This is a genomic window from Candidatus Methylomirabilis sp. (genome assembly GCA_036000645.1).
GTDB lineage: Bacteria > Methylomirabilota > Methylomirabilia > Methylomirabilales > JACPAU01 > JACPAU01.
In genome coordinates, this window is the sequence record DASYVA010000014.1 from 1 (window position 1) to 1,624 (window position 1,624).

A 1,624-nucleotide genomic window follows, 5' to 3' on the forward strand; every position below is an offset into this window, starting at 1 on the left:
GAGGTTGGAGGGGGAAGCCGGAGACCGGGGCTATGGCCGCGGGGGGCGGTAGAGCCTGCGGGGGTTGGCCGGGGGGGCTGAGAATGCAACGGGGGAGGGGAGGTAAGAAGCGGGAGCACTGTGAGCCAGAAGGGACCAGAATGGACCGGTATCGAGGGCTATCGTGTTGGCACCGACCTACTACTGGCGCTAGAGGAGGATACGGGAGGGGACAGGCTACCAACGCGCGCGAACAAGTCCGGCGGCCGAAGCCGGGCCTCCGAATAGTCGAGCACTACGAGCAGGTAATTGGCAATGTGAGCCAGATCTACAGCATCCAGCTCACCCACTTCTGGGTCCCGCTGGCTAGGTGTCCCCTAGCCGACCTCGCCCGACTCCACGACCGTTCGGGAAGCCCCGCCAGGGCTCTTCTGGCCGCCATTACCAGGGGCCTTCAGGGCCATCCGGGGCCTTATGGCTCCCTGGCGCGCGAGCGCACGCGCCCCGGCGAGAGCGCCATCTGCCCGCCCACTCGGTTCAGGTTGATATGAAACGTCTCGAGCTGGCCCAGGGCATCTGCCAGAATACGGTCATTGATGAGGCGATCCGGCACCGCCTGCGATGGATTTCCGACTACTCCTCCGTCAGGTCGCCAATCGCCTCCTCCATAATGCGGCGCCAGCGTCCGCCGGCGCGGTCCATGCGGACCAAAACCGACTAGTGCCCCGCGTTCGGGTCCCACCTCGCGTGGCAGCTGCATGGTCGCGGGGTTCCCCAGCGCGCTATTCCCTGGGACTTCCACGAGTTCACAGGACTTCAACAGGACTTCAATGGACAAGGTGAACGCGGTACTCGTCCCCAGGATGATGAGACCTGAAGCGGATCGGCTTCCGCCGCCCCCCAGGAGCTGCTGGCCCCTCTCCCGTGCCAGCCCGTCATCCGGTGCCGGGGAGCGGCCCTCACCGAATCCGGTAGGTCTGGGTGAGCCGGCTCCCCCGGCGCTCCAGCTCCACCTGGACCGTGCGGAGGGCCGAGTCCCGGCGCACCGCCTGGAAGATCCGATAGAGACTGGCGAAGCCGTCCACGGGCTGCCCGTTGACGTTCAGGATCGTGTCACCCACTTGGAGCCCGGCCCGCTCGGCGAGCTTCGGGGCGGTCACCGTGAATCCCTGCCGACTCAAGACCCCATCGGCCGCCGCCGAGGTGACTTGGTACTGGAACCCTGTCTTTAGAGAGAGGGTGGGCATGACGAAAGGCTCCAGGTCGGCCAGGACGCGTCCGGCGTTCTCCAGGAGGGATTCCACGTCGGCAGTGTTTATCTCATATTCCCCGCGGCCGAGCGGCTGGACCCTGACCTTCTCGAGCAGGTCCCCGTCGAGCATGGCCCGGGCCGGAGGGGTGGGGGCCGGGCCGAGGGGACCCGCGGCCCCAGAGGCACCCGCGTCCACTAGCGCCCGGGCGGCTGCCTCCTCAGGAGAGTCCGGCGGGATTGGCTCAGGGGAGCGCAGCACCTCGACCTCTAAGATGGCCCGCAGGCCCTCCAGCGCCACCAGGACCGGATCCGGGTGCAAGATGCGGTCAACGACCTTGTACCGGTAGTGGAGCTCCTGGAGCAGCACCGTGCCGGCGAAGCGCCAGCCCGGGA

General features: G+C 67.4%; 1 protein-coding gene. It reads right to left on the reverse strand.

Features of this window, described 5'->3' with window-relative positions; translation table 11 throughout:
- Window positions 1–938: 938 nt before the first annotated feature.
- The coding region (locus tag VGT06_00450; GenBank protein ID HEV8661603.1) for a PDZ domain-containing protein at window positions 939–1,624 on the reverse strand (686 nt) is incomplete at its 5' end.